Source organism: Kitasatospora sp. NPDC047058, assembly GCF_040643935.1.
In the GTDB taxonomy this organism is placed as follows: domain Bacteria; phylum Actinomycetota; class Actinomycetes; order Streptomycetales; family Streptomycetaceae; genus Kitasatospora.
On sequence record NZ_JBEYVJ010000641.1, the window covers coordinates 1 to 2842 of the forward strand.

General features: G+C 75.6%; 3 protein-coding genes. All 3 read left to right on the forward strand.

The features are described from left to right. On the forward strand, nucleotides 1-621 hold a 621-nt coding region (locus tag ABZ885_RS38650; RefSeq protein WP_360199505.1), incomplete at its 5' end, for a DUF6745 domain-containing protein. Between the two features lie 132 nt (nucleotides 622-753). Further along, entirely contained in the window at nucleotides 754-1590 is an 837-nt protein-coding gene (locus tag ABZ885_RS38655; protein WP_360199507.1) for a MerR family transcriptional regulator, read from the forward strand. Next, nucleotides 1587-2842: glycosyltransferase (locus tag ABZ885_RS38660; protein WP_360199509.1), on the forward strand; the 1256-nt coding region annotated here is incomplete at its 3' end. The genes ABZ885_RS38655 and ABZ885_RS38660, both read left to right, overlap by 4 nt.

A 2842-nucleotide genomic window follows, 5' to 3' on the forward strand; every position in this document is an offset into this window, starting at 1 on the left:
GCCGCCTTCGAGGCGGCCGGGGTGCTGCCGGCCGCCCCCGCCGGCCCGTCGGACGGGGACGGCGCGATCACCGCTCCCGACGCGATCACCGCGCTCGCCGACGTCGCCCGCGGAGCCGGCTGGTGGTGGCCGTACGAGGACGTGGTGCTGATCAGCGAACGGCCGCTCGCCCTGCACCGCGACGAGGCCGGCCGGCTGGACCGCGCCGACGGCCCGGCCCTCGAGTTCGCCGACGGCTTCGCCCTGCACGCCTGGCGCGGCATGCCCGTTCCGGCAGACTTCGTGGCCGGCCTCGGCGACGTCACCGCCGAGCGGATCCGCACCGAGGAGAACGCCGAGCTGCGCCGCGTCCTGCTGGAGCACTACGGCTACGAGCGCTACCTCGCCGACTCCGGGGCCGAGCCGGTGCACCGCGACGAGACCGGTGTGCTCTGGCGGATCCAGCTGCCCGACGACGAACCGGTGGTCATGGTGGAGGTGGTCAACTCCACCGCCGAGCCCGACGGCACCTTCCGCACCTACTGGCTGCGCGTGCCGCCGAGCACCTTCACCGCCCGGGCCGGGGTCGCCTGGACCTTCGGCATACCCGAGTCCGAGTACCACCCGCAGCGCGAGACCTGAGCCGGCCGCCGTCCGTCCCGTGCTCCGCCAGCCCAGGTGCCGTGACCTGCGAGTCTTGACCCTGACCCCACGTCAGGGCGCACCGTGGGTCGGGCAACGGAACAGCAGGGGCACGGGTACGAGGTGGGACGGATGAGCTGGTCGGTCGGGCAGGTATCGGGCTACGCCGGGGTGACGGTGCGGACACTGCACCACTACGACCGGTCCGGGCTGTTGTCGCCCAGCGACCGCAGCCCGGCCGGCTACCGCCGCTACAGCAGCACGGACCTCGCCAGGCTCCAGCAGATCCTGTTCTACCGGGAACTCGGCTTCCCGCTGGACGAGATCGCCACCATCCTGGCCGACCCGCAGGCCAATGCCCTCGACCACCTGCGCGCCCGGCGGGAGGCGCTGAGCGAGCAGATCACCCGGCTGCAGAAGCTGGTGGAGGTGGCCGAGCGGGCGATCGAGGTCCAGCGCACCGGCGTCGAGCTGACCCCCGACGAGCGGTTCGAGGTCTTCGGGGACGTCGTCTTCGACCTCAGCTACGCGACCGACGCACACCTCAAGTGGGGTGAGCAGGAGGGGCACCAGCAGGCACTCGCGCGCGCCGCGAGTCACTCGAAGGAGGACTGGCGGCAGCTGATGGCCGAGGCCGCGGCCTGGCGGCACCGACTGCTCGCGGCCTTCGCGGAAGACGCGGCGCCCGACAGTGCACGCGTACGGGACCTCGCGGAGGAGCACCGGCAGCACATCGGCCGCTGGTTCACCCCCTGCTCGCCCGAGATGCACTGCCGGATAGCCGACGACTACGAGGCGGACGCGCGTGCCTTCGCCCTGGTCGTCCCGCCGGCCGACCAGCGCCCGGGCCTCGCCGCCTACCTCCGCACCGCCATCGGCGCCAACGCCCGGCGGATCACGGGTGGCGACGCCACCGACTGCGGCACGACGGACCACGGCACGACCGCCCATCCGGAGGATGCACGGTGAAGATCCTCATCATGGCGGCGGGCTCGCACGGCGACATCGCCCCCTACTCCGGACTCGGCGCCCACCTGCGCGCCGACGGCCATGACGTGGCTCTGGCCGCGCCGGAGCGCTTCGCCGCCCTGGTCGGCGACAGCGGCCTCGACTTCCGCCCGCTCCCGGCAGATCCGCGCGCAGAGCCCGGCGCCGGCAGCGGCAGTAGCCCCGTGACCGGCACCGGCAGCGACGGCGGCCCCCGCGGGCGCTCCTCGCTCCTCGCCAAGGCCGCGGCGTTCATCGACCAGCTCGGCGACGGGCTCGCCGACGCCGCCGCCCCCGGCGCCGACCTGCTGCTGCTCTCCACCACCACCGCCCCGCTGGGCTGGCACCTGGCCGAGGCCCTCCAACTCCCCAGCGCCGGGGTCTACCTGCAGCCCGTGCTGCCCACCCGGGCGTTCCCGCCGGTGGTCGGCGGCACCCACTCGCTCGGCGCCTGGGGCAACCGGCTGGCCGGTGCGCTCGGCCAGCGCGTGGTCGACCGGCTGCACGCCGACGCGGCCGGCCGGCTGCGCGAGCGGCTCGGCCTGCCCGCCCTCCCGCAGGGCGCTCAGCGCCGCCGCCAGGAGCAGCGGAACTGGCCCGTCCTGCACGGCTACAGCCCCAGTCTGGTGCCCCGCCCGGCGGACTGGCGATCCGGCCTGGACGTGGTCGGCACCTGGTGGCCGTACGCACCGCCCGGCTACCGCCTGCCCGGCGAGGTCGAGGACTTCCTGCAGGCCGGTCCGCCGCCCGTGTTCGTCGGCTTCGGCAGCATGGCCGCCGGGGACGGCGAGCGGCTGAGCGAGCTCGCCGTGCGGGCACTCCGGCGGGCGGGCGTCCGGGGCGTGCTCCAGTCCGGCTGGGCCGGCCTGGCCGCGGCCGGCGACGACATCCTGACCGTCGGCGAACTCCCGCACGCCCACCTCCTCCCGCGCACCGCCGCCGTCGTCCACCACTGCGGCGCGGGCACCTCCGCCGCCGGCCTGCGTGCGGGCGTGCCGGCCGTCCCCGTTCCCGTGCTGGCCGACCAGCCGTTCTGGGCCGCCCGCCTCGCCCGGATCGGGGCCGCCACCGATCCCGTCGCGTTCGCCGAGCTGACCGTCGACCGCCTCGCTGCAGGCATCCGCCGCGCCGTGACGGAGGAGCCGCTGCTACGGCAGGCGCGCGCCGCGGCCCGGGCGCGCCGCCCGGGAGAACATCGTCGCCGACCTGCAGCAGATGCGCCGCCGGGTGATCG

Bases quoted from the DNA above. Each gene is read 5' to 3' on its own strand.
- ABZ885_RS38655 (WP_360199507.1), top strand. From the start codon at position 754: ATGAGCTGGTCGGTCGGGCAGGTATCGGGCTACGCCGGGGTGACGGTG.